At 36.9% G+C, this 26,817-nt stretch carries 26 protein-coding genes; 18 read left to right on the top strand and 8 right to left on the bottom strand.

What is annotated here, in order from left to right; translation table 11 throughout:
* The first annotated feature begins 76 nt into the window (after positions 1-76).
* The 5 genes from PPBDW_RS16020 (at position 77) to pntB (ending at position 6,048) form a co-directional block, all read left to right on the top strand.
* Complete coding sequence (locus tag PPBDW_RS16020; RefSeq protein ID WP_036792748.1) at positions 77-1,828, top strand: bifunctional metallophosphatase/5'-nucleotidase; 1,752 nt, start codon at positions 77-79, stop codon at positions 1,826-1,828.
* A gap of 228 nt (positions 1,829-2,056) precedes the next feature.
* The gene (locus PPBDW_RS16015; protein WP_036790252.1) at positions 2,057-2,251 is read left to right on the top strand and encodes a hypothetical protein; all 195 of its coding nucleotides are present in this window, start codon (positions 2,057-2,059) and stop codon (positions 2,249-2,251) included.
* A 202-nt stretch (positions 2,252-2,453) separates the two neighbouring features.
* Positions 2,454-2,732: an HlyU family transcriptional regulator gene (locus PPBDW_RS16010; RefSeq protein WP_036790250.1), complete on the top strand. Its 279-nt coding sequence runs from the start codon at positions 2,454-2,456 to the stop codon at positions 2,730-2,732.
* Between the two features lie 375 nt (positions 2,733-3,107).
* Positions 3,108-4,661, top strand: a complete 1,554-nt coding sequence (locus PPBDW_RS16005; protein WP_036790248.1) for a Re/Si-specific NAD(P)(+) transhydrogenase subunit alpha — start codon at positions 3,108-3,110, stop codon at positions 4,659-4,661.
* Between the two features lie 10 nt (positions 4,662-4,671).
* On the top strand, positions 4,672-6,048 hold the full coding sequence (pntB, locus tag PPBDW_RS16000) for a Re/Si-specific NAD(P)(+) transhydrogenase subunit beta (protein WP_036790245.1): 1,377 nt from the start codon (positions 4,672-4,674) through the stop codon (positions 6,046-6,048).
* Positions 6,049-6,096: 48 nt separating this feature from the next.
* On the opposite strand, the gene PPBDW_RS15995 is transcribed toward pntB, so the two are convergent.
* The 3 genes from PPBDW_RS15995 to PPBDW_RS22925 are packed head-to-tail and all read right to left on the bottom strand — an operon-like array spanning position 6,097 to position 9,387.
* Entirely contained in the window at positions 6,097-8,280 is a 2,184-nt protein-coding gene (locus PPBDW_RS15995) for an FUSC family protein (protein ID WP_054262134.1), read from the bottom strand.
* Positions 8,277-9,149 carry an efflux RND transporter periplasmic adaptor subunit gene (locus tag PPBDW_RS15990; RefSeq protein WP_036790242.1) on the bottom strand — a complete coding sequence of 291 codons (873 nt, stop codon included), beginning with the start codon at positions 9,147-9,149 and terminating at the stop codon, positions 8,277-8,279. The genes PPBDW_RS15995 and PPBDW_RS15990 overlap by 4 nt, the downstream gene beginning before the upstream one ends.
* 19 nt (positions 9,150-9,168) lie before the next feature.
* A complete protein-coding gene (locus tag PPBDW_RS22925; protein ID WP_080888805.1) occupies positions 9,169-9,387 on the bottom strand; it encodes a DUF1656 domain-containing protein in 219 nt (72 codons plus the stop codon).
* 188 nt (positions 9,388-9,575) lie between these two features.
* Here PPBDW_RS22925 and PPBDW_RS15980 point away from each other — a divergent pair, with 188 nt between their 5' ends.
* From PPBDW_RS15980 to PPBDW_RS15950, 7 genes are all read left to right on the top strand, one after another.
* Positions 9,576-10,514 carry a LysR family transcriptional regulator gene (locus tag PPBDW_RS15980; RefSeq protein WP_054262133.1) on the top strand — a complete coding sequence of 313 codons (939 nt, stop codon included), beginning with the start codon at positions 9,576-9,578 and terminating at the stop codon, positions 10,512-10,514.
* A 521-nt stretch (positions 10,515-11,035) separates the two neighbouring features.
* The gene (gene vxrA / locus PPBDW_RS15975) at positions 11,036-12,475 is read left to right on the top strand and encodes a sensor histidine kinase VxrA (RefSeq protein ID WP_036790240.1); all 1,440 of its coding nucleotides are present in this window, start codon (positions 11,036-11,038) and stop codon (positions 12,473-12,475) included.
* Positions 12,450-13,109, top strand: coding sequence for a response regulator transcription factor (locus PPBDW_RS15970; protein ID WP_036790237.1), 660 nt, complete (start codon positions 12,450-12,452; stop codon positions 13,107-13,109). Before vxrA ends, PPBDW_RS15970 begins: the two co-directional genes overlap by 26 nt.
* Before the next feature lie 18 nt (positions 13,110-13,127).
* Positions 13,128-14,012, top strand: a complete 885-nt coding sequence (locus PPBDW_RS15965) for a DUF2861 family protein (RefSeq protein WP_080888804.1) — start codon at positions 13,128-13,130, stop codon at positions 14,010-14,012.
* Positions 14,013-14,154: 142 nt separating this feature from the next.
* Positions 14,155-15,354 (top strand): NnrS family protein, encoded by a 1,200-nt coding sequence (locus tag PPBDW_RS15960; protein ID WP_341534700.1) that lies wholly within the window; start codon positions 14,155-14,157, stop codon positions 15,352-15,354.
* A gap of 84 nt (positions 15,355-15,438) precedes the next feature.
* Complete coding sequence (locus tag PPBDW_RS15955) at positions 15,439-15,624, top strand: YoaH family protein (RefSeq protein ID WP_036790236.1); 186 nt, start codon at positions 15,439-15,441, stop codon at positions 15,622-15,624.
* 155 nt (positions 15,625-15,779) lie between these two features.
* Positions 15,780-16,307 carry an HD domain-containing protein gene (locus PPBDW_RS15950; RefSeq protein ID WP_036790234.1) on the top strand — a complete coding sequence of 176 codons (528 nt, stop codon included), beginning with the start codon at positions 15,780-15,782 and terminating at the stop codon, positions 16,305-16,307.
* Positions 16,308-16,378: 71 nt separating this feature from the next.
* Here PPBDW_RS15950 and nadE read toward each other — a convergent pair whose 3' ends face one another.
* Positions 16,379-17,215 carry an ammonia-dependent NAD(+) synthetase gene (gene nadE / locus PPBDW_RS15945; RefSeq protein ID WP_036790233.1) on the bottom strand — a complete coding sequence of 279 codons (837 nt, stop codon included), beginning with the start codon at positions 17,213-17,215 and terminating at the stop codon, positions 16,379-16,381.
* Between the two features lie 246 nt (positions 17,216-17,461).
* Here nadE and PPBDW_RS15940 point away from each other — a divergent pair, with 246 nt between their 5' ends.
* Both PPBDW_RS15940 and PPBDW_RS15935 read left to right on the top strand, forming a co-directional pair.
* A complete protein-coding gene (locus tag PPBDW_RS15940) occupies positions 17,462-17,989 on the top strand; it encodes a nicotinate-nicotinamide nucleotide adenylyltransferase (protein WP_036790231.1) in 528 nt (175 codons plus the stop codon).
* A 19-nt stretch (positions 17,990-18,008) separates the two neighbouring features.
* On the top strand, positions 18,009-18,563 hold the full coding sequence (locus tag PPBDW_RS15935) for a hypothetical protein (protein ID WP_146145984.1): 555 nt from the start codon (positions 18,009-18,011) through the stop codon (positions 18,561-18,563).
* Positions 18,564-18,626: 63 nt separating this feature from the next.
* Here PPBDW_RS15935 and PPBDW_RS15930 read toward each other — a convergent pair whose 3' ends face one another.
* Positions 18,627-19,304 carry a cupin domain-containing protein gene (locus tag PPBDW_RS15930; protein ID WP_036790229.1) on the bottom strand — a complete coding sequence of 226 codons (678 nt, stop codon included), beginning with the start codon at positions 19,302-19,304 and terminating at the stop codon, positions 18,627-18,629.
* Between the two features lie 260 nt (positions 19,305-19,564).
* On the opposite strand from PPBDW_RS15930, the gene PPBDW_RS15925 reads away from it, so the two are divergent.
* Entirely contained in the window at positions 19,565-20,680 is a 1,116-nt protein-coding gene (locus PPBDW_RS15925) for a 1-acyl-sn-glycerol-3-phosphate acyltransferase (protein WP_036790228.1), read from the top strand.
* A 90-nt stretch (positions 20,681-20,770) separates the two neighbouring features.
* On the opposite strand, the gene PPBDW_RS15920 is transcribed toward PPBDW_RS15925, so the two are convergent.
* The gene (locus PPBDW_RS15920) at positions 20,771-21,694 is read right to left on the bottom strand and encodes a LysR family transcriptional regulator (RefSeq protein ID WP_036790224.1); all 924 of its coding nucleotides are present in this window, start codon (positions 21,692-21,694) and stop codon (positions 20,771-20,773) included.
* A 222-nt stretch (positions 21,695-21,916) separates the two neighbouring features.
* Between PPBDW_RS15920 and chrA the strand changes: the two genes are divergently transcribed.
* Complete coding sequence (gene chrA, locus PPBDW_RS15915; protein WP_036790222.1) at positions 21,917-23,065, top strand: chromate efflux transporter; 1,149 nt, start codon at positions 21,917-21,919, stop codon at positions 23,063-23,065.
* A 168-nt stretch (positions 23,066-23,233) separates the two neighbouring features.
* On the top strand, positions 23,234-23,530 hold the full coding sequence (locus tag PPBDW_RS15910) for a hypothetical protein (RefSeq protein ID WP_036790220.1): 297 nt from the start codon (positions 23,234-23,236) through the stop codon (positions 23,528-23,530).
* Between the two features lie 42 nt (positions 23,531-23,572).
* Here the strand turns inward: PPBDW_RS15910 and PPBDW_RS15905 are convergent, their stop codons facing one another.
* Positions 23,573-24,118, bottom strand: a complete 546-nt coding sequence (locus PPBDW_RS15905) for a YceB family lipoprotein (protein ID WP_036790217.1) — start codon at positions 24,116-24,118, stop codon at positions 23,573-23,575.
* Between the two features lie 67 nt (positions 24,119-24,185).
* The gene (gene rpoS, locus PPBDW_RS15900; protein WP_054262131.1) at positions 24,186-25,064 is read right to left on the bottom strand and encodes an RNA polymerase sigma factor RpoS; all 879 of its coding nucleotides are present in this window, start codon (positions 25,062-25,064) and stop codon (positions 24,186-24,188) included.
* Between the two features lie 450 nt (positions 25,065-25,514).
* Between rpoS and PPBDW_RS15895 the strand changes: the two genes are divergently transcribed.
* Entirely contained in the window at positions 25,515-26,759 is a 1,245-nt protein-coding gene (locus tag PPBDW_RS15895) for an Nramp family divalent metal transporter (RefSeq protein ID WP_413771864.1), read from the top strand.
* Positions 26,760-26,817 lie beyond the last annotated feature (58 nt).

Raw genomic sequence — 26,817 nt, 5'->3', positions numbered from 1 at the left:
TTATTTTTGTAATGCTGTGAGCGTTATAAATCAGTTGTTAGTTGATACCGATGGTTCTGGAGGAACTGAAATTATTATGACTGTTAATCACGCAGCAACAATCACTTTTGCTCATATCAATGATACTCACTCTAACTTTGAGCCTTCTGCGATTTCTTTATCGCTATCACCTGATGTATTAAATACCGAAACATCTGTTTATGCTAGTTGTGGTGGCTTTTCTCGTATTTATTCTGCTGTCACTGAAGTTAAACAAGATGCTTTTCTTCATCAACGTGAATTTATGTTTGTTCATGCGGGTGATTGTTTTCAAGGTACTTTGTATTTTTCGCTTTATAAAGGCATGGCAAATGCGGTATTACTTAATGCTATTGGTGTTGAAGCAATGGCATTAGGTAATCATGAACTTGATATTGGTAATGATGTTGTCGCTGATTTTTTAGATAATACGACATTTCCATTATTAGCTGGAAATTGGGACTTATCACAAGAAGATCAAACTAAACGTAATCCTTTACGTAATAAGCGTAATGTTTATGCGTACGATAATGCGTCCCAATCAGCTCGATATTTGATTAAAGATGTTCATGGCGAGCCTGTCGCTATTTTTGGTCTAGCGATTGAAAATATGGCTGGTATATCAAGTCCTGATCCTGATACTTCTTTTCATAATGTTGCCACCGTAGCTAAAAATACTATTGCATGTTTAAAAGCTAAAGGTATTAATAAAGTCGTTATTTTAAGTCATTTAGGTTATGACCGAGATTTATCGCTAGCACAAGAAGTGGATGGTATTGGTGCTATTATTGGAGGCCATACACATACTATGCAAGGCGACTTTACTAATATTGGGTATGGAAAAACAGATACTTATGCATTGATGGTTAATAATACTTGTGTAGTACAAGCTGGCTGTAATGCATTAGCACTTGGTCAGTTAACATTGGTGTTTAATGCTGATGGTAGTGTTGAAAGCGCCTCTGGATGTAATCAATTATTACTTGGACGTAAATTTACTATCGATGCTGGACGAATGCAGCATCTTGATCATGATAATCATAATAAAGTGCGGGATTATTTACAGAGTCAGAAAAACATTCGTTTTGTGGTAAAAGATCCACGTGTCGAGAACATTCTCAATGAACATTACCGGCCTGCAGTACGAGCATTACAAACAGAGAAAATAGCCCGTGTTAATGAACCGTTGCGTCATATTCGTGTACCTGATGCTAAAGGACCTAGCGATATTGCTCCATGGGTTGTAAAAAGTTTTGTTTGGCAAGCTAGAGAATTAGGTCATCATATTGATTTTGGTATTCATAATGCTGGTGGAGTAAGGTGTTCACTCAATCCTGGAGAAATTACTCCAGCAGATATAGCTGGTCGATTATTGCCATTTGCGATTGGCATTATGATGTACAGCGTAAAAGGATTGCGAATTCGTCAAGCGCTTGAAGGTGCTATTGATAATGCGATTAATAATGATATTGAGGGAACAGGAGATGGTAGTTTTCCTTATGTTGCTGATCTTCGTTATGTATATCGTTGTGGAGCACCAAGTGGCCAGCGAATCGAAACTTTAGAGTATTACACTAATGGAGAATGGGTAGCGGTTGAAGATAATGATGTTTATACATCAGTTTCATCAGGCTATACCGCTACGGGCAAAGAGGGTTATGCACCGTTACTTGATTATGTGAAAGAGCCTCAGGCACTTAATGTGACTATGGCTGATGCTTTTGAAGCTTTTGCGAAACAGCAAGGTGAATTTAATAAGCCGAGTGAAAATTTAACCGTATTTATTCCTTGTGATAATCATAATAACTAATTCATTTAGGATGTTATTTTATTGACTAAAAAGCGTATTAATCGCTATTAATATGGTCACTGTATCGATAGTAGTTAGATATTCTGTCATGGCACGCACTATTTGAGTTTAGTATCTAGGATTAGATTATCTAATCCTAGTTGCTAAATAATGTCATTGTTCAATCTCTTTAACGTTACGTTATTATGCTGCCAATCCCATTTGTAACGGCTTAATTCGAGAGGTATCATGGCACAGGTATTTGATTTTGATTCTATTCCAGCACCAGTAATGAATGATCAAAAAACGTATTCATTGACGTTTAAAGGCCTGTTAGTTCATGCCCGTGACATTCTATTCAGTCGTTCGGTTTCGGTACCAAAAACGCGTAATATCTCTGATTTGCCGCTACATATTCAAAAAGATATTGGTCTTTATCGTTAATGCGATACTACAAATAAACATATAATTGCATCGATAAGATAAGAAACCAGCCTAGTGCTGGTTTTTTTACATCCGTAATAAATAGTTATTATGAGATGATATTGATATTTTGATATTAAAGTAGCTTATCGATATGTTGTTATGATATTGAAGAAAGTGACTCACAATAGTTAGTTTAGTTAATAAATAAAATGAGGTAGTAATGGGCTTATTCTCGTGGTTGTTTGGCAATAAAGAAACGACAGAAACAGTAGTAATCGAACCGATTGAATATAATGGTTACTTGATTTATCCCGATCCGCAAAAGGAAGGTGGGCAATTTCGTATTGCTGGACGAATCTGTAAAAAAATTGATGACACAACCCAAACACATCACTTTATTCGTTCTGATCTTTTACCTTCAAAATCGGATGCGGAAGCATTTATGATCAAAAAGGCACAGATGTTTATTGATCAGACAGGAGAGCGGATGTTTAAATAAATGTCACATATACAACATATTTCATTGCAATCATGTTGTTTGCTGGGTATCTTGTTTTTAACGACTAAAAACAGCAGTGAAATGTTGCATTTTAGTTAAAATTGAATTGTTTTAAATTAGTTTGAAGCAATATCAATGAAAAGATCAACTGAGTAGTTTTTTTGACTTGGTTGATATCGCTAACATTTTGTAATACAAGTTTTTTAACCTCTTTGTCACGGATGAAAAGGTGCTTATATTTCAGTGTTAAATGACGGCAATGTTGTCTTTTAATGAAATTTGTGTGATTTTTTGATTTTAACTGTAAAAAGCTTGCTATTGCTTTTAAGGTTGGATACAAAATATTTATCTATAGCCAATGTTCAGGGAATAATAATGCAGATTGGTGTACCAAAAGAGGTCCTCGCGAATGAAACGCGAGTTGCTGCCACACCTAAAACGGTTGAGCAGTTATTAAAAATGGGGTTCAGCGTTGTTGTTGAACATGGAGCGGGTGCATTAGCAAGTTTTGATGATGCAGCTTTTGAAGCCGCTGGCGCAGAACTAGCCTCTACTGAAAAAGTATGGCAAGCCGATCTCATTTTAAAAGTGAATGCTCCTCAGGTTGATCCTGTTACGGGTATTGATGAGTTTGAACTAATAAAAGAAGGTGCGAGTTTAGTTAGCTTTATTTGGCCAGCACAGCATCCTGAGTTATTAGAAAAATTAGCGACAAAAAATATTAATGTGATGGCGATGGACTCCGTTCCTCGTATTTCACGCGCGCAAGCGTTAGATGCACTTAGCTCGATGGCGAATATTGCTGGTTATCGTGCTGTGGTTGAAGCTGCACATGAGTTTGGACGTTTCTTTACCGGCCAAATTACTGCTGCAGGTAAGGTACCACCAGCAAAAGTTCTCGTTGCAGGAGCAGGTGTCGCAGGTCTTGCTGCTATCGGTGCTGCGGGTAGTTTAGGTGCTATCGTTCGTTCGTTTGATGTTCGCCCTGAGGTGAAAGAGCAAGTCGAATCAATGGGTGCTGAATTCCTTGAGGTCGATTTTAAAGAAGATACTTCAACGGGTGATGGTTACGCCAAAGAAATGTCAGATGAGTTCAACAAAGCGGCTGAGCGTTTATATGCAGAGCAAGCAAAAGATGTTGATATTATCATCACAACAGCTCTGATTCCGGGACGTCCTGCGCCTAAATTGATCACCAAAGAAATGGTCGACTCAATGAAGTCGGGTAGTGTGATTGTGGATTTAGCGGCGGCTAATGGCGGTAACTGTGCTTATACAGAAGCGAATAAAGTCATTACAACGGCTAATGGTGTCAAAATTATTGGTTATACCGATATGGTTGGTCGTTTACCAACACAAGCTTCGCAGCTTTACGGTACTAACTTAGTTAATTTATTAAAATTACTATGTAAAGAAAAAGACGGCAACATTGATATTAATTTTGATGATGAAGTTTTACGTGGCTTAACGGTGATTAAAGCGGGTGAAGTTACATGGCCAGCACCACCAATTAAAGTATCGGCAGCTTCTCAACAACCAAAAGCGGTAGAAAAAGTACAGCCTAAAAAAGCTGAACCAATGTCTCCAGTTAAGAAATACGGCATGATGGCGGCAGGCATTGCATTGTTTGCATGGGTAGGTCATTACTCTCCGCCAGATTTTCTTGCTCACTTTACGGTTTTTGTTCTAGCGTGTGTTGTTGGTTACTACGTCGTATGGAATGTTAGTCATTCTTTGCATACACCACTTATGTCTGTAACTAATGCTATTTCAGGCATCATTATTGTGGGTGCATTACTCCAAATAGGACAAGGCTCCGGAATTGTTTCTGTGTTGGCTTTTGTTGCTGTTCTCATTGCTAGTATCAATATTTTTGGTGGCTTTACCGTTACCAAACGGATGCTAGAAATGTTTCGTAAAGATAAATAAGGAGTAATACATGTCTGCAGGAATCGTACAAGCGGCATACATTGTTGCTGCCGTATTGTTTATCATGTCACTTGCTGGGTTATCCAAGCAAGAAACCGCACGAAAAGGCAACTATTTCGGTATGGCGGGTATGGCTATCGCACTGATCGCCACTATCTTTGGCCCAGACTCTGAAGCAACAGTTTGGATCATTTTAGCGATGATCATCGGTGGTGCTATTGGTATTTTCTATGCGAAAAGAGTAGAAATGACCGAAATGCCAGAGTTGGTTGCAATGCTACACAGTTTTGTGGGTATGGCGGCAGTCCTAGTTGGTTTTAATACATTTTTACATCACGGCGACCTCAGTGGCGTTAAATTGAATATACACTTGGTTGAAGTCTTCCTTGGTGTATTCATCGGTGCTGTGACCTTCACTGGTTCATTGGTTGCCTTCGCTAAATTACGTGGTTTAGTATCATCTTCAGCATTAATGCTTCCACATCGTCACAAGCTTAACCTTGTAGCGCTGATTGCATCAGTATTATTGTTGGTTTGGTTTGTTAACGCTGAAGGCTCAATGGTTGCATTGATTCTAGTGACACTAATTGCCTTTGCATTTGGTTATCACTTGGTTGCATCTATTGGTGGTGCAGATATGCCAGTTGTGGTATCGATGCTTAACTCATACTCAGGCTGGGCAGCGGCGGCAGCAGGCTTTATGCTAGCGAATGATCTACTGATTGTTACTGGTGCATTAGTTGGTTCTTCAGGTGCTATTCTGTCTTACATCATGTGTAAAGCAATGAACCGCTCATTTGTCAGTGTTATTGCAGGTGGATTTGGTTCAGATGGTGCAGCATCGACAGCTGATGAAGAATACGGCGAATACCGTGAAACGACTGCGGAAGACGTTGCTGAATTATTGAAAGATGCAAGATCAGTGATTATTACTCCTGGATACGGTATGGCTGTTGCTCAAGCACAATATCCTGTTCATGAGATCACCGATAAACTACGTGCTCAAGGCGTAGAGGTGCGTTTTGGTATTCACCCAGTAGCTGGTCGTTTACCTGGACATATGAACGTATTACTTGCTGAAGCAAAAGTACCGTACGATATTGTATTAGAAATGGATGAAATCAATGATGACTTCCCTAAAACTGATGTGGTATTAGTTATTGGTGCAAATGACACCGTAAACCCAGCAGCAATGGAAGATCCAAATAGTCCGATTGCTGGTATGCCTGTTCTTGAAGTGTGGAATGCAAGTAACGTGATTGTGTTTAAGCGCTCAATGAATACTGGTTATGCTGGGGTACAAAACCCATTGTTCTTTAAAGACAATAGCCAAATGTTGTTTGGCGACGCGAAAGATACATGTTTGAAGATTCTTGAGCATCTTTAATCGATTTTAGTTAAATAAAAAGGACTTCTTCGGAAGTCCTTTTTTATTTTATACGGTGAAGTACTGAATTTCTAAAGCTTTAAAATCAAACTCGGCCATTGCTTCACTGAGTATTTTTAACTCATTCACAAGTAAGCCAAGTGAAGCGAGTGCTCGATGTAAGTTTAATGCTTCCTCTAGAGAGATATCACCTTCAATCTCCACTTGCCGATCAATCAAATGAATTCGACGGTGGACGTCGTTATACAAAGATAACATTTCTTGCTCTAATACAAGCAGGTTTTGATAACCATCGGTATGTTCTAAAGCAGTAGCAATACGTAATATACTGTCTTTTACCATGGATTGCGCTAGGTCGTCTTTGGTGTTTAAACGCCATTTCGCATAACCATCTTTGAGTGAGTTAATCCGCAGAACTAACAGATACAAACGTTGAATAATCACATGTGCTTGATCTTCGCTTACTTCAGGGAAATTCTTCCATTTAATCGCTTTTGCTGCATTATCTGCGCCCATAACTAACTTAATGGGACGAATATTATACAATAATCCTACAATGGGCATCCACCAACGGCGACGTTCTTGTATTGTTGCTACTGCGTATCGCAACTGCCACGCCAACACATTTTTTAACATCTGCAAACGTCGTAACATAACCCGTTCAGGCTGAGCTGAAAATGGAAAATCATTAAAGAAAATAATCAGCAATAAACCAATGGAAAGTGATACTAAAATAGATATGGCTAATTTGGGATCATAAACGGGTGTTAAGCACATAACGGATTTCGTACTAATGATTAGAATCATTGTTCCCATGACGCGTGAAACTAAGTATTTAGGGCCTGAAAATTTAAACCAAATAAAAAAAGTACTAAAAAAATAAAATAACGCAATTTGATACGGCTGATCTAAAAATGGAATAATAAAGATGTATTCAAGTAGAACAAAGCCACTCCATCCTACAATATAAGCCAAGATAGTTTTCATGTTCGCAAAAGGGAGACCAATAAACGTCAAACCAAAAATGGAGCCAAGGGCGATCATCAATGATCCACCAGGTGGATTATAGTAATACCAAATGAACACTAAGCTTGAAACGATCAACATGATTTTGAATGATGCAATTAAACGCTCAGTGTCTAATGACCAACGCTTTATCGGTTTAGGTAAGGATTGTTCATCGCGATACCAACGATCTCCTGAATAAGCCGAATAAAATGCTAAGACCAATTCATCACTTAACTTTGCCATGTTGTTCAATTGACGTTCTAATAGCAACAAAGCGCCTTGTGTATGCATATCTGTTTCTGGGTGTAAACCCAATTTTATATATTGGAAACAGGTGATTTGTCTCTTATTAGGGGATTTTTCTGTTTTGACTATGGCTTCGCATTGTTGAAAGTTATGTAATAAATACATAAAGATAGAGTCAATTTTTGATTTTTCATCATCCAAGTTGGCTTCTTTTAATAAATCTATTGCTTCAGTTAAATGACCAATAGCAATTGCCCACTGATCACCTATTTCGATAATATATTGCCATGATTTTTTTTCACGTAAAATATTGTAGCTATCAGCTTCTGCTGCATACAGCAGATCTTGTAAGCGCATAACCAATTTCAAACCTTCACCTAATGCTGGTTGTGTTACGGTATGTTGATCGCTTTTAATTAATTGGTGACGGCGGTTTATTAAGTTCGTTTGTTGTTGCTTTAACAGATCCAGTACCGCATCTTCAAAAACGGGTCGACTTGATTGTGGCCACAGGACACTAAACACTACAATATGGCAAATAAAACCCAATAAGGTTTCTTCTAAACGTAAAGTGGCTAGATTAAAGTCATTGATCGGGGTCATGTCTCCCATAACCAGAATGAGAGAGCAGACGGTGGTAGTAATGGCCCAGATATAACCATAACGAGGATTAAAAATCATATAGCCACTAATACCCACCAGCAAGGTGAATAAGGCCATCATAATTCCTACATCTTGTGCAAAAAAAGCCAACAAGAAGAAGGCACAAACTGTACCGCAAAATGTACCAACTAAACGCCATTTACCTTTACGTAAAGAATGACCACTGGTTTCCATCATTGACATCACAGTTACAGCCAAACCAGCCCAATAAGGGCGATCCCAACCTAGCCAGATAGCAATCATCATTGCGATGCTTAACGTTAAAGCAACCTTAATTGGCAGTTTAGCGCGTTCATATAAGACTGATATATTCACTGTTGTGACTTAATAATAACAGAAGCGGAAGTACCAACACGTAGCACGACATTTTTCGGGAGTGCATCTAAATGGATACGAACAGGAAGACGTTGTGCTAAACGAATCCACTCAAATGTTGGGTTAACGTTTTGCAATAAGTTGCCGTCATAGGTTGGGTTTTCTGGGTTAATACCAAAACCGATACTGGTTACAGTGCCATTTATAGGGCTATCTGGGTAACCCATTAGAGTTACCACTGCATGCGCTCCTGGATGAATGTGCTGAACGTCAGTTTCTTTGAAGAAAGCTTGAATCCAAAATGTTTTGTTATCAATTAAAGCAACAACCGGTTTATTAGCCACCACCTGCGTACCTAGTTGTACTTTTAAATTGGTAATGTAGCCGCTAACAGGGGCTTTAACTTGCGTGAAATTCACATTGAGTTGAGCTTGATCTACTTTGGCTTGCGCTTGCTGTTCCTCAGCTTCTGCTGAGCTAAGATTATTTTGTAAACTAATAATTTTTAATTTTGATACAGCACCAGGATCTACTCGATTCATTGCAGATGAGCGATTAAATTGCTCACTAGCTTCAGATACCGAAACTTTAGCCTGGGTTAATGATGCCTGAGCTTGGGCTAGGGCGACTTTATAAGTACTTGAATCTATATTGAATAAAGACTGCCCAACGGTCACTTTTTCATTATCATTGATGTTTAAAGCCACAATTGGGCCTGTTACACGTGGTGCTATTGTTATAACTTGTGCCTGAACTTGCGCATCGCGTGTCCAAGGATTGATCAAATACTGCTGATATTTCCAAATAATGGCGGCAATCGCTAACAATACCAATACTGCAGTAAAACCAATTCGTCTAATTAAATTCATGAGTCAAACAACTTTAAGGTTAAGAAGGAATAACAAACGTGCCAATCAACACGGTGTAAATAATTGTTAACGACAGCTCAACCAAAGGTGGTGACACAAAAAAACGATGCCATCGTACCTTATTCAAAATGCGTATGGTGATGGAGGTGCAAGCTAATGCTAACAATCCCGACACTAATAATGGCGGTAAGCTGAATCCTCCAAGGACAATTTGATGCGGGGAAAACAAAGTAACCATACTTTTCTCTGTAGTTATTATTAGGTGTTAAAAAATAGAGCGCCCATTTATAACGGGCAGTATTTGTCATAGGAATATTATTTCGGCATTTTATTCGCTACTATAAAGAACATAAACACTCAAATAACACTTAATCTCGAAACTGACAGTTTCTAATTTTTTGGACTAAAGTCACAAAGTGAATAGTTATGGATAGATTTACCAGTATGTTAGTCTTTGTTCAGGCCGTGGAATTAGGGTCATTTTCTGCTGTTGCAGAAGAACAACAAATGAGCCCACAAATGGTTGGCAAACACGTTCGCCATTTAGAGCAACGCTTAGGGGCAAAATTACTTAATAAATCAACAAGACAGCAAAGTCTTACTCAACTAGGACAGCAATACTATCAACGCTGTAAAACGGTTTTAGCTGAACTTAAAGCAGCAGAAGATGAAGCTTCTCGTTTTTTAAATGCGCCAAGAGGGCTAATTAAGCTTGCTTCGTCAATTACCGTTGGGTACATACTTACGCCAGTTATCGCGAAATTTATGCACGATTATCATGAGATTGATATTGAATTAGTGCTTACAAATCGTAGTGTTGATCTGATTAATGAAGGTTTTGATGCGGTTATTCGTCTTGGTGAGATTGAAAACAGTCGATTAATTGCTCGAAAATTGATCAGCTATAAAAATATCCCCTGTGCTTCACCACTTTATTTACAGCAGCATGGAATTCCCAACCATCCACTAGATCTCAATAATCATCAATGTCTGCATAGTCATCTATCAGAAAGCAAAAAAATGTGGCGCTTTCATGGTAGTGACGGTGATTTTATGGTGAACCTACATTCACGATTGATTATTGATAATGGTCAAGCACAATTGCTTGCGGCAATTCAAGGGCTAGGTATTACATTACAGCCTTATCCTATGGTTGCTCATGCACTAGATACAGGAAAACTTATTCGAGTATTGGATCAATACCAAGCTTCAGATATTGATATCCATATTGTCTACCCAGTAAGCCAGCGGTTAACGCCTAAGTTTACGGCTTTTTTAGAATATTTGTTAACCACTTTGCCTTTGACTAAAATGAATCCTATTGTTTCTCCTCATCCTAATCAGGTGTTAAATGAATCGAACTGATGGTTATAAAGTTGCGATTTCATATTAAGGGGGAGATTACTTTAGTCATAATAACTAATTAGTTAAATTATGCTGTTTAATAAAACATGATGTAGCTCTTAAAACGAGAAAAATGAGATAGTCATATGTTTTATAATACAAAGTATAGTTTATCGTTATACTTTGTTTTTTACGTTTTTATTCAGTTGGTTATAGTTTTTGTGTGATTTTAAATAGAGGCAGCTAATCTGTACCATAGAGCTAACTCACTTATTAGGCATTAATGTTATTTGAATCATTATATTGTAGTGTGCGCATATAGTGTTTGGCACGATGAAAACATCATGTTTATCTATTCTTGTACATCTATAAAAATATCCGTAGTATGAATAAAACTACTCAAGATTGAGTAGTTTTATTATTAATAAACAAAAGAATGTGTTTTGAGTAAATGTTGGAGGTTAAAAAAGCAATAGATTTAAGTGGTTATTGCTCTGACATTTTTTTGACAAAACACTGTTCTATAATGTTAAACTAAAAGCATGAAAACGTATGTATTAGTCTTTTCTTTATTCTTTTCTGCAGCGTCATTTGCAGAAGCTCAAACATTTCCAGAACGGTTAAATGCGGTTCGTTCTGATATATTGAAACGTAAGCCTTTAGCAACATACGATTTTCGTAAACTTCAGAGCTTATATCCAGGGCCATTATTATTGCCTGAAACATTACTACCGCAAACGAGTGAATACCCACTGAATGCATTACGTCAGTTGTATCATAATTCGTTAACTTGTAAGGGACCATGGCCATTATCGCCATTAGTTACTCAACCTGTTGTATTTACTCGTGCTATTTGTTTTAAAACACAATTACCATCGAGTTGGTTTGTACGTTCAGGGTATATTCATCCCGGTGGTGGTAGTTATGCGTATCGTTATATTCAGCAACATCCGGATATGGCGATCAAGTACAGCAAATATTTACATATAAAAGAACGTCCAATCGCAGCAGCAACAACGATTCTAGGGCGATTGCAGCGAATGAATAATGATGAGATCCATGCATTTATTTCTGGCGCACAATTTTTTATATCAAATGGCGAACTTTGGGTTCGCAATGACAATGAATACCGTGTTTTTGATCAAGTAACATGGTCTAAAATGCTTAATCGCTACCAATTGCACTTTAAACGCTTGGATCATAATGATTTTTGTCTAGCGAAAAACGGCAATATTTGTTGGCGAGAAGATAATAAGTCGCATGTAACCTATTATTTGTTGATAGGCTTACTTGTGATGAATGCTGGATTATTATTGAGTTGGGGTATTTACCGATTCAGAATCCGCCGCCGTACGATGGAAGAGCGGATGTTAGTATTGCAAATATTAACACATGAATTACGTACTCCAATTGCGAGCTTAGCAATGACTGTTGAAGGTTTTCGACGTCATTTTGATGAGTTGCCAGAAGGTTTATATGACGAATTCCGCCGTTTAACTGAAGATTCTCGACGATTACGTCAATTAGCTGAAGCGAGTAAAGACTACCTTCAAGCTAATCAACAGCAATTAAGTGTTCAAGAAATTGAATCACTGAATGAATGGCTAAGTTATATTACTGAAAAATATGATGTTATACTTAAATTAGGTGAGGATAGAAGCGTCCTTGTTAATATTTATTGGCTAGGGACTTGTCTTGATAACTTATTGTCTAATGCTCATAAATATGGTGTAGCACCAGTTAGTTTATCGTCATCGTATAAAAATGGGATTTTGAAGCTGGTTGTCCAAGATGAAGGACAATTAGGCGCAAAAGATTGGTCTCGTTTAAGAAAACCATTTGTTAGTTCTAAAGGCTTAGGTCTTGGCTTGACAATTGTTGAATCGATGATTAATAGAATGGGGGGCCGAATGAAACTCATTGGTCCACCTACAACGTTTATTTTGGAGATACCGTGTGAATCAAACTCTGCTACTGGTTGAGGATGACCGTAACCTTGCTGATGGTTTACTCGATTGCCTAAGGCAAGCTGGATACAATTGCTTATATGCAGATTGTGCCACTAAAGTCGATGCATTATGGAAAGATGCTGATCTTGTTGTACTTGATCGTCAATTACCGGAAGGTGATTCACTCGACTATTTATCAGGTTGGCTAAAAAAGAAACATGTTCCTGTTATCTTACTAACAGCAATGGTTTCAATTAACGATAAAGTGATCGGGTTAGATTCAGGTGCAAAAGACTATTTAACTAAGCCATTTGCTGAAGAAGAATTGCTAGCACGCGTTCGAGTACATCTTCGTGGTGAAGATGGCGATATGGCTGCCATTAATATTATTTCTGTGGGTAATATTCGCATCAATCAAGAAAGCCGTGAAGTTTTTCATGGTAGTGAAAGTGTGACTTTGACACGTACTGAATTTGAGCTGTTAGTATTCCTAGCTAAAAATGCAGGCCGTGTGTTTACTCGTGATGAATTATTAGATCAAGTTTGGGGTTATAACCATTACCCAACAACACGTACCGTTGATACTCATATTTTGCAATTACGTCAAAAATTGCCTGATATTGAGATTGAAACACTACGTGGTGTCGGATACCGAATGAAACCATAAGGTTTAGGTCCGCATTCCATGAGAATTAAAAAGCCCAAACGCTGGCTTATGGGATTATTGTTAATGCATTCGATGTTGTTTTCATCGAGTGCATTTGCATCGTCTGATTGGTTTATCTCCAAAGATCTTTATACGATGGCACATAAAGAATTACTTGAAGATAATACCGCCGCCGTTTTTCAAACGATTATCCAAGCATGGCAGCAATCGCCAAATAGTGTTAAAGCTAATAATCTCGATCAGTTGCTTAATCTTGCTATTAGTGAAGATTGTGGACATAGCCTTGAGCGCAAGGTTTTACCAACATGGTTATCGAAATTATCGATTGAACGCCAAGTTGAACAGAACCTAAATCAACAATTATTGAAGATTTCTGTTGTTGGCCTGACACGCAGTGATATTACTAATATTAGTCTGACTAAATGGCCAAATAAGACCTTATTGCAAGGCGCACCATTTATCGATGATGGCGGATATTTTTCTGTTGAAACACAACGTCTAGATGAACCTGTATCAGCAGGTTTATACAAGCTATCTATTACCGCTGAAAATAAGCCACCATGGATTGGATGGATTGTTCTAACTGCACCAGCTGATAAACAACAAATTAGTTGGAAAGACAGTAAAACATGGCGAATTGATAATATCGAAAAAAATAATGGTAATTGTCCATCGCCTACTTTAAACATTAAATTGTATGATCTTAATGATACAACATGGCACGCAATTTGGAGTCAAGAGTCTGATTCAAATTGGCCTACATCATTGCCGAAATTGAGTCTTCCTGAAGGTCGTTATTGGCTTAGTGTTGGTGTCGTGAAAACACGTTGGCAGGGTGAAATTTCGATATTAGATATTCAACGAATTACTCGTCCCGTTGACTATGTCGGCGAAGATGATTAAGCATATTCAAAGCTAAATAGCTATTACAGTCATGTAGTAGCTATTTTTTTGTTGTAAATTCAGATAAATAAAAGTAAACAGCGAAAAAGTAGAAATACCACTGTAAACATGTATAATTTATGCATGTTTACAGTGAGGTAGTATGATGCAAATTATTGATCGGGCACAAGAAGAAAAAATCCCCCCTATATTTAGGCTCGCATTTCGCCCGTTTTTTATAGGGGCTGCAGTTTATGCTGTCGTTTCGATAGCATTATGGGGCTTATTTTGGTCGGGTAATACTCATATTAGTCAGTTGATGTATGGTAATCCATTATGGTGGCATAGCCATGAAATGTTATTTGGCTTTGCTGGTGCGGTTATTGTTGGCTTTTTATTGACGGCAGTGCAGACGTGGACCGGGCAAACGGGGGTAAAAGGCGCCAAGTTAGCATTTTTATTTAGTTTATGGCTAATTGCGCGCTTAGGGTTAATTTTTTCAACGCCGAGTTATTTATGGATGATCGTAGATTGTGCTTGGATTGTCGTCGCAACTATTTTTTTAGCTATTCCAATTATTCGAGTCAAGCAGTGGCGTAACGTATTTTTTATACCTGTTCTAATGATGTTTACTTTATTAAATGTAAAATATCACTTGATGGTACTTAAAGTTATCCCTGATGATTTAAAAGCAACGGCATTAGCAACGTTAACGATTATTGCGGCAGTGGTGTTAGTTGTTGGGGGGAGAGTTATTCCATTTTTTACATCGCGAGGAACAAAAACCGCAACGATCACACGAATTTCAGTAATAGAATACGCAGCGCTCATTCCCATTTGGATATTATTGATAGTTACTATTTATCCAGGTGTCGTTTCATCGAGTTTATTGGCAATAGTGTATATTATTGCTGCTGTGACTAATTTAATTCGTTTTTGTCGTTGGCGTAGTAACAAGGCCATAAGAGTACCTTTGCTATGGTCATTACATGCGGCTTATTTATCATTGATTCTCGGCTTAGCGTGGCTTGGTGGGAGCTACCTAAATAATAATATGAGCTCGACAATAGGTATTCATTTGATCGCTATTGGTGGTATTGGGGCAATGATACTTGCGATGATGGCGCGTGTTTCATTAGGACATACAGGACGTAAATTACAGGTAGGGCGCTGGATGACTATTGCGTTTATGAGCTTATTCGGTTCACTGTTAACGCGAACATTATTGGTGGTATTAATGCCGATTTCGGTATTAGATGCGTATGTTATTTCAGCTATTTTATGGGTAATTGCTTTTACTATTTTTACTGTAATTTATTTTCCTGTACTCACTAGAGCTCGTGTTGATGGTCATCCTGGTTAATCTGGTATCAGCGAGGATAAACAGTGACATTGTTTCACTTTACTTTTAAAATACTCATCCGATTACGAAGTTAAGAAGAATGATATGTATAATCACACGCCGACATTAACGCATGCAGAACAACAAGTAGCTGCTGAGCGTATTCATGATCTTATGGCTAAAGGTATCAGCAGCGGTGAAGCTATCATGATTGTCGCTCATGAAATTCGTGAGGCTGATATGAAGCGCCGTCAGGCTGCAGGTGAGCTTCCGGCTGATGAAGAAGAGTAACACTAAGATATCATTCGTAACTATCTAATAAATAAAAAGAGTCGAGAGGCTCTTTTTATTTTTGGATCATTTCATTTCAAATAAACGACTAGCATCAAGGTATGTTTTACTTCTACAATAACGCATTAAAATAAAAAAGTACCGAGGAAGTATTGATGGATAGTCGTTATTTAGTTGCACAAGCATTTGCAAAAAGTCGTCATGGAGATCAGAAATATGGTGAGTTTCCGTATGCCGTTCACCTTAATGCGGTTGCAAAACTAGCTCAACCATTTGGTTTGGATGCAATGATTGTAGCTCAACTACATGATATAATTGAAGATACTGACACAAGTTTTGATGAGCTAGCTGATCGTTTTGGTTTTACTATTGCAGATGCTGTTAACTATGTTACAGATGTTAAATTAGAAGATCGTGCCAAGCGTAAATTAGAAATTAATCAACGATTAGCCGCTTTAAATGTTGAAGAAGATGCTGCACGTTTAGCATTAATTGTGAAGGTTTGTGATCGTTTAGCGAATGTACGCTCAAGCAGTCAAAGCTCACCACGTCATTATAAAATGTATCAATATGAACATCCTGCTTTTAAAGAAGCAGTATACCGTCCTGGTCTTTGCGATGATTTATGGGTAGAACTCAATGCACTCATTATTGGTCAACCTGAAACAGTATTATGTAAGTAAATTATTGGTTCCTAAAAAAGAGGCCTAACATTATGTTAGGCCTTTTATTTACCATCAAATAGACTAATAAATTAATCGATGTCGTAAATGGTTGGGATTGGCTGACGCTTGTGTTGAGTAACACGATAGATACTAATTAGACGATCACGAACAAAGTCATCAACAGGTTTACCTTCAAGGAAGTCATCAATTTGGTCATAAGTGACTAATAATGCATCTTCATCTGCTTTTTGTGGTGCTAATTCTTCTAAATCAGCTGTAGGTACTTTACCGACAAGATGTTCAGGTGCACCTAATGTTGCTGCAATACTGCGAATCTGGCGTTTATTTAAACCAAAAAGAGGGGCCAGATCACAAGCACCATCTCCAAATTTAGTATAAAACCCCGTAATATTTTCGGCTGAATGATCCGTACCGATAACGAGTCCACCGACTAAGCCTGCAATTTCATATTGTGCAATCATACGTGCGCGTGCTTTAACATTGCCTTTTACAAAATCAACTTTAGCAGGATCTGCTGGGATTAAAGTTGTACCTTCTAATCCAAATAAAGTACTGGCATGTAGCCCATCAACCCCTGATTTTATATTTACGCACACAGATTGGCTTGGCTGAATAAACTGCAAAGCATGCTGTGCTTCATCCTCATCTTGTTGCTCACCATAAGGCAGGCGAACAGCAATAAACTGATACTCATTATTTGCAGTGGTAGCATTTAAGTCATTGATAGCAAGTTGTGCTAAACGGCCACAAGTTGTTGAATCAACACCTCCGCTAATTCCGAGTACTAGAGATTTACAACCAGACTGCTTGAGTTTTTTCTGGATGAAAGCAATACGGCGCTGAATTTCAAATTCAACATCGATAACTGGTAGTACACGCATCTCTTCACGGATAAGTTGTTCCATGGGTCATGAATCCTTAAGGCTTTTGCCCAAATATTAATCACTTAAAACGATATAATGGAAAAATGAGAACTCAGCCATTACACCTTTATCAAAATCATGCGATAACTCTAACTAAGGATCAATCCTCAATCGTAAATATATTTGAAATAATGTGGTTTTAGCACAAAAACAGCACCATATTAATAAATTAGACCAAATAAAATCGTCTTAAGATAATTTTTCATAAAGAGGTTAGCTAATTGAAATATGAAACATACACTGGCAGTTTTTGGTAGCGCATTTAATCCTCCAAGTTTAGGCCACCGTTCAGTGTTAGAGCGCTTAGGCCAATTTGATAAGGTATTACTACTTCCTAGCTATCAGCATGCGTGGGGGAAAGTTATGCTTGATTATAATGCTCGATGTGATCTTGTACGTGCATTTATCTGTGATATTGGTCAATCTAATCTAGAATTATCTACATTAGAACAAGAAATCGCCATTGGGGATAATGCCGTTACAACATTTGCTGTGCTTGAAGCCCTGCAATTAGATTATCCTGATAGTGATATAACGTTTGTTATAGGGCCGGATAATTTTTTAAGCTTTCAACGTTTTTATAAAGCAGAAGACATTCTTAAACGATGGCAGGTTATGGCATGCCCTGAAACGGTACCAGTACGAAGTACGTTGATACGAGAGGCATTGTTAAATAAAACAGATATTAGTGATTATACAACACCAACAGTGAATAAAATGTTAGTTAATGACCACAGATATCAGTTTAATAGTTAGTTCAAAAGGACGTTAATATTTGCGCATAAATAAAGTTAAAGTATGTATGCTTGTCTTAGTAGGTAATTTATTTTATTCGTCATCAGCGTCTGCTTTTTCTTGTGAGTTTATTCCAACTAAAATATCTCCAATAGATAATAATTTTTTTCAATATGATCGGTCGTTATGCGGTCCCGATGATGAATACTCTGGTATTCCATTATTATATAAAAAGAATAATTCTAGTGGGCGGGCCCAACAACGGTTCCGTGATTGGAAGCAAGACCATGGCTACAATACCAGCGAGTTTTGGAATAAATGGAATGGCGATTTCGCTGATCATCCTATTTTCACTGAATATAATGATTCAATGTACTATGGTTTAGGTTTTTGGTTACCCAAAAAATATGATCATGAAGAAGTTGAAGATATTGTGGATGCTGAGCAGTGGGTATTAAATCATGGTGTTCAAATGAGTGTGGGTTTTGGAAATCCTGGAAGCGATAGCACTCATGTACGTTTAGATTATCGTTGGCATACCAAAAGTAGTGTTGATGACGGGATATCGTTACAAATTCACGTACCGTTTAATTAATGAGTCGTTAAAAGAATGCCCCGAATGTGAATGGGCATTCTTTTAATAGAAAAATCTTTATTGTTAAAAAGGTTTTCCTAAAATAGGCATGGCAAGTGCTTCAAGTAATACTTCAGATGTATTCAACTGCGCGGCAATCTGCGGTAACTTCCTTCCAGAACGGACTAATTTAACCGCCTCACGTATGGTAATACAGGACTCAAATTCTTTTAAGGTCATACCTAATACGGGTTCAATATTTTGAATTGCCGATTGTTCGGTAATTTTGTTGCCATTAAGTAATAACGCAAGTGCATTATGGTATTGTTTATTAATCGCAGGTGACAACGATTGTGTTGAAGCTGATAAGCTTGATACTTGATCCGCTATAACTTTAAGTAGGCGTCCTTCAGTACCATTCCAGTCATGTTTTTCTATAGGTTGCTTTTCAAGTTCAACCAATAAAGCATCAAGTAATGGGCTAACCACAAAGAATCCAGCATCACGACATAGTGGCTGTCGTAAACGGATTGAAAAAGCGACTTTAAAAAAACGAGTACCAGGTAAAACTGTTAATGCATGTAAACAATCAAAGGGTACCCAAAAACCATGTCCTTTGGATACGAGGTGCTCATGTTTACCTAAGCGTATTAATATGCAGCCGCTAGCAACAACGATAAAGTAGGCGTTGTGGCTTTTTCGGCGAGAACCAACAAAAAGAAAAGGGTGCTCGTTTTTGGAAAACTCAATGGCTTGTTTCATAATGTCTCTCTAACTCGATATCTTGCACATATTCGGCTGTTTTTGTTACATCGTCAACATTGCATAGGCGACAATAATCAAAATCAGTGTATGATTGGTCGTTTTTGCATTAGAACGCACTTTTTATGATTAATAGTGGTTGAAAATTCAACGACTAGACGTGGTTCGGTCTCCAACCATACTCCTTATTGATTTAGGTTATTTGGTAAAATAGAATTTATCAGTAAAATAACCAAGTTTTTTCAAGATGAAGCCTTATTGTGTGTATAGATAACGATATTTATAAAGAAATCCGCCCTTACAATGATAACGAAGTTAAAGGGGCTATCCAGCGTCTTATTGATGATAAAGATTTTATCAATGCGATTTTAAAATACCGCTTTCCTCATGCTTCCGGTATGTTTGGCTGGTTGCTAATTCCGTTAATAAAACGTTTTCTTGTTAAAAAATGGTCTAATGTGACCAGTGTTAAAGATGTGCAAGATTATATTGCTAGGTATATGCAAGCAACTATCGATCATTCATGTGACGGTGTAACAACAACCGGTTTAGATAAACTTGACCCAAATAAAGCTTATTTATTTGTTTCGAATCATCGTGATATTGCTATGGATCCAGCAATGGTGAATTGGTGTTTGTTCCATGAGAACTTCAATACTGTCCGCATTGCGATTGGTGATAATTTACTAAAAAAACCATGTGCTACTGAATTGATGCGTTTGAACAAGAGTTTTATTGTAAAGCGTTCATCAAAAGGTCCTCGTGAGTTAATGAAGTCATTAGGCTTACTTTCTAGCTATATTTCTCATTCTTTAATGACCGGCAATAATATTTGGATAGCACAAAAAGAAGGGCGAGCGAAAGACGGTAACGATAAAACTGATCCTGCTATTTTAAAAATGTTCTTTATGGAAGGACGTAAGCAAAAATTACCGTTTGCTGAGTTTATGAGTGGGCTTAACATTGTTCCTGTGGCTATTTCATATGAAAACGATCCTTGTGATTTGGCTAAAGCACAAGAGTTGTACCAAAAAGCGACTACGGGTACTTATGAAAAATCTGAATTTGAAGATATAGAAAGTATTGTGCAAGGTATTGTGGGTCAGAAACGACGAATCCATATTAGCTTTGGTGATGTGATCACTGATGCACCAGAGACTCCAGATGAACTTGCTGCTATTATTGATAAACAAATAACTGAAAATTATCATTTATTCCCATCAAATTACATCGCAGCAGATATTGAGTCTGACCAAATTACAGCCAAAGAACAGCAGTTATTTGCACAGAAATTAGCAGATCAGCCACAAGGCGTACAAGATATCTTACGTCGTATGTATGCTTTACCTGCACAGAAGAAGCAACATCTAGAATAAATGCTGCTACTGTAGAAGAAACAACGCGGCGATATATGGCCGCGTTGTTGCTTTTTATTAGCGTATAAATAAAATACTATTATTCATCGGCTATTGCATCGGCCTCGGCGTTTTATAAGGTGCCTGCGCCATACGTTCAGCCATGAAATCAATGAAACAACGTACTTTTGGTGCTAAGTATTTTCTGCGAGGGTAAACTGCATAAATTGGCAAATCAACCGTCGTTTTCCATTCTGGAAGTAACTGAATGAGTTTATTGCTTTCGATTTCATTAGTCATTAAATAGGTCGATAAGTAAGCAATACCTAAGCCACTGACAGCGGCATCCAATACCGCAGGTGCGTTATCTATACGGTAGTTACCTCTAACTCGAATTGATTGCTGTACACCATCACGAGAAAAAGCCCAATTAACATATTTACGTTCACGACTTTGATAAGTTATACAATTGTGGCGGCGTAAATCGCCAGGGGTTTCTGGTTTTCCATGTAACGCAATATAATCAGGTGATGCAACTACCACAAATTCGCAGTTAGCTAATTTCCGCGCGACCATGCCTTCAGGTGGATGTTCATGAATGGCTATCCAACAATCAAATCCTTCCTCTAATAAATTTGGTCGATGATCAAATAAGCTTATTTCTAATTCTAATTCTGGATTGCTTTTTTGAAACTCAGCCAAAGCTGATGTTATATGAATATTGCCAAAAGATTGTGCAATGCCAATTCGTAACACGCCCTTTATTTCATTACGATATCCTGCCACCATCGCTTCAGCTTCATTAACAGTATCAACCAGTTGCTGACCGTAATCGGCATATTGTAAACCGATTTCCGTTAAGGCCACTGTGCGTGTACTACGTTGAACGAGCTGGCAGCCTAAACGTTCCTCTAAATAACGAATTTGTTTACTTACTTGAGATTTAGAGATGCCTAATCTATCTGCTGCACGGGTAAAATTTTGTTCATGGCCAATTGCAGCAAGGATAACCATTTGTTGAAGATTTTCTAACATAAGCATCGACTCTTTGAAGAGCAAGCAAAGCAGGGTAGTTTGCTTGTTATTACACAGAAAAACATGATTTGTATAATAAAGGATTATAATCGTCATGAAAATGACATGGTACAACAAAGCCTGCTTTCATCGATTACAATAATGATATGTATCTGTACAAACGATTTCAGTAATAGATAAACAACCGTTAAAATAGTTACTTCACTATAGGAGATGTGATTGATGTTAACGGTTTTTTGGCAGTTTTTAGTGCTAGGTTTATGTAGTTTTGGTGGACCTGCAGCACATATAGGCTATTTTCAACAAGCGTTTGTAGTTAAAAATAAATGGCTTAGTGATGAGGATTTTACACAGGCGATTGCGCTATGTCAGTTTTTACCTGGCCCTGCAAGTAGCCAGCTTGGGATGTATATCGGTTATAAAAAGGCGGGGTATTTGGGTTCTATTGCTGCGTTTATCGGTTTTACCTTACCTTCCTTTGTTTTATTAACATTTCTAGCTGTTGCTAATAACCAATTTAGTGGCTCTGTTACTGTCGAATACATCATTACTGCAGCTAAACTACTGGCGGTTGTTGTGGTTACTGATGCTTTATGGGGAATGGTGAAGAAGAATTTAATCTCAATAGCTACTATTTCGACAGCATTATTAACGATGATCTGGGTGACGTTCAGTAGTGGTTTATTTGGCCAAATTTTACCGATTATTGTAGCAAGTATTGCCGGTTTCTTATGGTCATTCAAAACCCAGCCAATAGTCGATAAGCATTTGATTAAACCTATTCGGCCACATATTGGCTTTGTCGTTATTTTCTCAGGATTATTAATTTTATTACCATTAATTGCTGCTACGAATGAGAACATTAAATTATTTTCTATCTTTTATCAGGCGGGGAGCTTCGTATTCGGTGGTGGGCATGTTGTATTACCGCTATTACAGCCCATGCTTGATGGTATGGTAACGGATAACACCTTTTTGAGTGCTTATGCTTCTGCTCAACTGGTTCCTGGACCTATGTTTACTATGGCCAGTTATCTGGGGGCTTCAGCAATACCCCAAATGCCAATTATGGGGAGTATTATTGCAACGATAGCTGTTTTTTTACCAGGTAGTTTGCTTCTATTCGCATTTTTGCCAGCTTGGAAGGCTTTATTTAGTCATCCACGTTTAATTCAAGCAATTGTGTTGATTAATGCATGTGTTGTTGGTTTATTAGCGAGCGCATTAATTAACCCTGTAATTACGAGTTCAATTAAATCGATTGGAGATATTATTGCCGTTATTATCGGTTATATATTAATCAAGAAGTACAATTGTCCTGTATGGTTATTAGCGATATTCCTAATAGTATATACATTCGTTATTAATTGATAAGAAAGTCAGAGCCTTTAGGCTCTGTCTTTTTCATATCTAATGCACTATAACTTTATATATTTATGTGAAAAGTTTTATACTTACAAATTTGTACTTATGTAAGCTTAAATTCAGTAATGCTTGTTAGACTGAAAAGTTACTTATTAATTATACTGAATGTTTAAGATGGAACAAAACCAAAGAGTGCGCTCAAATATCACCAACTATGATGTTTTACGTGCCGTGAAAACTGAAATTAAACAAAGTGAAGCGCGTATCATTCGACGAATATATACTGTTGCTATATTATCTGTTGCTACGATTATTTTTGTATTAATGCTAATTATTACGAGTCAAACTCCAACAACAAGAGATTATGCTGCGGAGGCTATGAAACGATCTTTTGAGGCGGAAAGGGCTGTAAAGATGATTGATGATGCCGCTGGTACACATTTTTTAGAGCAATCAAAATTTAGTCAATAAAAAGCTCTTACATAAAGAGCTTTTTATCTTAATAACTATTTATTACCAATCTAAAACTAATTTGTGATTTTGAATAACTAATTCAGGTTTTGTTTTTTTCAAGAGAGCTTGCTCTAATTCATTGTCATTTAGTTTATAAACAGGTTTTGTTGATAATACTTGGCTTAAAAAAGAAACAATCGGAGTAATCACAGGTTTCGTCAATACATTATTTAACCGTTCAGGTGTGACAGCTAATGATTCAATGCTAAGATCTTTTAAATAAATAGCACCTTGCTCTTGGTTGTAATAAGGAATGGCACTAAAGTTAGCTTTTATAGCGATATTTTGAGTTGGTTGTCCCATTAACTCTAAATCAGCAGTTGCTGTAGCTGCTACATTGACTTTATTTTTAGCTATACGCCCGATACCAACTTTAATATTATCGAATTTACCCGTTGCGTAAGCAATACCTTGAATACCAACCGAATGATTAAATTGAGTTTCTTTATTTAGGTAAGATTGCATTTCATTTTCAGTTACACCGTAACTAGCACACCCTGAAAAAAATAATACCGAACCCGCAATTAATAATGATTTTAAATGCATAACAAACCTTAACTATAACGAAAAAGGAGCACATTAAGTGCTCCTTTAAATAATAGCAAACAATCTATCATGCAGTGTCAGCAAATAGTATTGAGATATCGTAATTATCACGTTGAAGGTAATTACGAAGTTTTTTCAATGAAATAACTTGTAGTTGGCGAATTCGTTCTCGTGTTAATCCAACTTCATCGGCAACTTCTTGGAGTGTTTGTGATTCATGGCCAAGCAGGCCAAATCGACGACAAATAATCTCTTTATCCCTTGGAGATAAAGAATCTAAAATAGAAGATGTTATGTATTTTATATCTAGCTCATCTAAATGACTATCAGGTTTAACTGCTTTATCATCTGTTAAAAATACAGCAAGTGATTGTGAATTAGCATCATCATTGATAGTCTGATCGTAGGATATAATAGGGGCATCGTAAGATAAGAGGGTAGAGATATCATCAACACTACGATCTAATTTTTGTGCAACATCTTCATTTTTAGGTTCTTTATTTTGAGTATTCAGTAGATGTTTATGTGTCCGTACAATGGTATTAATTTCTTTTGAGACATGGACGGGTAATCGAATAGTGCGACTTTGATTGTGAATAGCACGCTCTATGGTTTGCTTAATCCACCATGTCGCGTAAGTTGAGAATCGAAAGCCTCTTTCAGGATCAAATTTATCTACTGCAGTAATAAGTCCGATATTCCCCTCATCAATAAGATCACTTAATTGAATAGAACTACCACGATACCGTTTAGCAATGTTAACGACTAAACGTAAATTACTTTCAATCATTATATTTTTTGCACTGACATCTCCTGTTAATACTTTACGACTATAGAGAATCTCTTCATTTTTTGTTAATAATGGTTTCATAGAAATATCGCGAAGATATAATTGAATTACATCGGTCTCAAAAGATAATGTTTTATTACTTACTTCGGCTTCCATACTACATCCTTCTTTTCAACATCCATTTTGCTATCATAATTAAAGCGGTGATGTATTTACTAATAATCATACTGATTATTAATGGTTAATCTTATAGAATTATAAAATCAACAAATTAACCTATATTAAATAGGCATTAATACCCAAACTAAAAATATGTTAAAGACATACAAGTCATTAATGACGACAATATCGATTTTTATAAAAAGATTAAATACTCTTATGCATATTATTGAAAAAGGATCACATTTTTTCGATATAAGTAACATTATATATACTAAAAGTGATAAAGTTCGTATTCAAATTCTAAATAGCGATAAGTAAATAGCTATTACCTATCAATGACTTTGCTTTCATAAGTGAAATATAAACAATCATGTTTGAGCTCTAAATGATATTGATTCTCATTTGCAAATTACGTAAAGTAGACTCACGACAAAGGAGTCATTTATGAATAAAGCAGTTATCGCACTTGAAATGCAGCCAACCCCATTTAGCTTAAAACTGAAAAAGAAATTACTTTTATTAGGCCCTGCATTTATTGCTGCTATTGGTTACATTGATCCAGGCAACTTTGCTACAAATATTGAATCAGGTTCTGCCTTTGGTTACCAACTTTTATGGGTGGTACTATGGGCGAATTTAATGGCAATGTTAATTCAATATTTATCCGCTAAATTAGGCATAGTTACAGGAAAAAATTTGCCTGAGCACTTACGTGATCATCTTCCAAAATGGGCAATAATGCCATATTGGATACAGGCTGAAATAATAGCAATGGCAACGGATCTTGCCGAATTTATTGGTGCAGCTGTTGGTTTCCAATTACTGTTTAATATCAGCTTAATGGAAGGCGCTATAATTACAGCCATAGCAACAGTTATGATATTAATGCTTAATAATAAGAGTCAAAAACCATTAGAAGTTATTATTGGTGCATTATTACTATTAGTTGCTGTGATTTATATTTTTGAATTATTTATTGCACCTCCTGCATCACATGAATTAATAAAAGGATTAGTTGTACCGACACTAAATAGTCCTCATCAAATTTATTTAGCAGCAGGTATTCTTGGTGCAACTGTAATGCCTCATGTTATTTATTTACATTCAGCATTATTTAAAAATACGTATGGCGAGAAAGTATCAACACGCTTGCGATCAACAAAATATGACGTATTAATAGCAATGGTTATTGCCGGCTTTGTTAATATAGCTATCGTAGCGATGGCTGCGGCTGTATTCCATTACTCTGGTAATCAAGATATTGCAGAAATAGAAACAGCATATAAAACATTAACTCCCTTAGTCGGTAAAGCAGCTTCAATTTTATTTGGTATCTCGTTAGTTGCATCAGGTCTATCATCTACAGTCGTTGGTACAATGGCCGGACAAGTAGTGATGCAAGGCTTTGTTAATTTTACAATTCCTATGTGGTTACGTCGTTCTATTACGATGATTCCATCTTTTATTGTTATTGCACTAGCTGTCAATACCACTGAAATATTAGTAATGAGCCAAGTGGTTTTAAGCTTCGGTATTGCATTAGCAATTATTCCATTACTTTATTTCACTAACAGTAAAAAAATCATGGGTAAATATCAAAATAGTAAAATTGTTTCAACCCTAGGATTAATTATTGTTGCTATTGTTTTAGCTCTAAACTTATATCTAAGTTACACATTATTAGCTTAAATCTATAAAGTAAAACTCCTTGTCTACACCTCGATAATATAAGTTAATTATCGAGGTG

Source organism: Photobacterium kishitanii (assembly GCF_000613045.3).
GTDB classification, from domain to species: Bacteria; Pseudomonadota; Gammaproteobacteria; order Enterobacterales; family Vibrionaceae; genus Photobacterium; species Photobacterium kishitanii.
This window is presented reverse-complemented; position numbering and strand designations above follow the sequence as displayed.

Excerpts from the sequence above, each read along its gene's own strand:
- PPBDW_RS15965 (WP_080888804.1), top strand. The coding sequence starts at position 13,128 with ATGAGAATTAAAAAGCCCAAACGCTGGCTTATGGGATTATTGTTAATG.
- PPBDW_RS16015 (WP_036790252.1), top strand. The coding sequence starts at position 2,057 with ATGGCACAGGTATTTGATTTTGATTCTATTCCAGCACCAGTAATGAAT.
- PPBDW_RS15955 (WP_036790236.1), top strand. The coding sequence starts at position 15,439 with ATGTATAATCACACGCCGACATTAACGCATGCAGAACAACAAGTAGCT.
- PPBDW_RS15895 (WP_413771864.1), top strand. The coding sequence starts at position 25,515 with ATGAATAAAGCAGTTATCGCACTTGAAATGCAGCCAACCCCATTTAGC.
- PPBDW_RS22925 (WP_080888805.1), bottom strand. The coding sequence starts at position 9,387 with ATGGTTACTTTGTTTTCCCCGCATCAAATTGTCCTTGGAGGATTCAGC.
- PPBDW_RS15930 (WP_036790229.1), bottom strand. The coding sequence starts at position 19,304 with ATGAAACAAGCCATTGAGTTTTCCAAAAACGAGCACCCTTTTCTTTTT.
- PPBDW_RS15910 (WP_036790220.1), top strand. The coding sequence starts at position 23,234 with ATGGAACAAAACCAAAGAGTGCGCTCAAATATCACCAACTATGATGTT.
- PPBDW_RS16020 (WP_036792748.1), top strand. The coding sequence starts at position 77 with ATGACTGTTAATCACGCAGCAACAATCACTTTTGCTCATATCAATGAT.
- vxrA (WP_036790240.1), top strand. The coding sequence starts at position 11,036 with ATGAAAACGTATGTATTAGTCTTTTCTTTATTCTTTTCTGCAGCGTCA.
- PPBDW_RS15960 (WP_341534700.1), top strand. The coding sequence starts at position 14,155 with ATGATGCAAATTATTGATCGGGCACAAGAAGAAAAAATCCCCCCTATA.
- PPBDW_RS15940 (WP_036790231.1), top strand. The coding sequence starts at position 17,462 with ATGAAACATACACTGGCAGTTTTTGGTAGCGCATTTAATCCTCCAAGT.
- PPBDW_RS15980 (WP_054262133.1), top strand. The coding sequence starts at position 9,576 with ATGGATAGATTTACCAGTATGTTAGTCTTTGTTCAGGCCGTGGAATTA.
- PPBDW_RS15920 (WP_036790224.1), bottom strand. The coding sequence starts at position 21,694 with ATGTTAGAAAATCTTCAACAAATGGTTATCCTTGCTGCAATTGGCCAT.
- pntB (WP_036790245.1), top strand. The coding sequence starts at position 4,672 with ATGTCTGCAGGAATCGTACAAGCGGCATACATTGTTGCTGCCGTATTG.
- PPBDW_RS15950 (WP_036790234.1), top strand. The coding sequence starts at position 15,780 with ATGGATAGTCGTTATTTAGTTGCACAAGCATTTGCAAAAAGTCGTCAT.
- chrA (WP_036790222.1), top strand. The coding sequence starts at position 21,917 with ATGTTAACGGTTTTTTGGCAGTTTTTAGTGCTAGGTTTATGTAGTTTT.
- rpoS (WP_054262131.1), bottom strand. The coding sequence starts at position 25,064 with ATGGAAGCCGAAGTAAGTAATAAAACATTATCTTTTGAGACCGATGTA.
- PPBDW_RS15990 (WP_036790242.1), bottom strand. The coding sequence starts at position 9,149 with ATGAATTTAATTAGACGAATTGGTTTTACTGCAGTATTGGTATTGTTA.
- PPBDW_RS16005 (WP_036790248.1), top strand. The coding sequence starts at position 3,108 with ATGCAGATTGGTGTACCAAAAGAGGTCCTCGCGAATGAAACGCGAGTT.
- PPBDW_RS16010 (WP_036790250.1), top strand. The coding sequence starts at position 2,454 with ATGGGCTTATTCTCGTGGTTGTTTGGCAATAAAGAAACGACAGAAACA.
- nadE (WP_036790233.1), bottom strand. The coding sequence starts at position 17,215 with ATGGAACAACTTATCCGTGAAGAGATGCGTGTACTACCAGTTATCGAT.
- PPBDW_RS15905 (WP_036790217.1), bottom strand. The coding sequence starts at position 24,118 with ATGCATTTAAAATCATTATTAATTGCGGGTTCGGTATTATTTTTTTCA.